Origin of the sequence: Pseudomonas sp. HY2-MNA-CIBAN-0224 (assembly GCF_040310285.1) — a bacterium.
GTDB classification, from domain to species: domain Bacteria; phylum Pseudomonadota; class Gammaproteobacteria; order Pseudomonadales; family Pseudomonadaceae; genus Aquipseudomonas; species Aquipseudomonas helleri.
The window spans coordinates 1-287 of the sequence record NZ_JBEOPQ010000387.1 but is presented as its reverse complement, the minus strand read 5'-3'; the positions used below and the strand labels follow the sequence as shown (position 1 = coordinate 287).

Annotated in this window: 1 protein-coding gene; it reads right to left on the bottom strand. The window is 41.8% G+C overall.

The genetic code is table 11. The features are described from left to right. Positions 1–287: DegT/DnrJ/EryC1/StrS family aminotransferase (locus tag AAEZ03_RS26860; protein WP_350582844.1), on the bottom strand; the 287-nt coding region annotated here is incomplete at both ends.

The following is a 287-nucleotide window of genomic DNA, read 5'->3' as shown; positions in this document are numbered from 1 at the left end:
CGCTTTGGATATCTTATCTAATTGCAAACGAATCACATATAGATGCAGACCGGAGTAGCTATCTTCATGTTGCCAGGGTAATGTAATAGGCAGGTCTTTAAGCAACTCATTATAACGCTCAGCTAACTCAAGACGTTTAGCAACATACTCATCTAGGCGCTGCATCTGAGAAACACCTAAAGCAGCTTGCATATCCGTCATACGGTAGTTATAGCCAAGCTCAATTTGCTGATAATACCAGGGTCCATCAGCAGGATTAGTCATTAAGCTTTCATCGCGAGTAATAC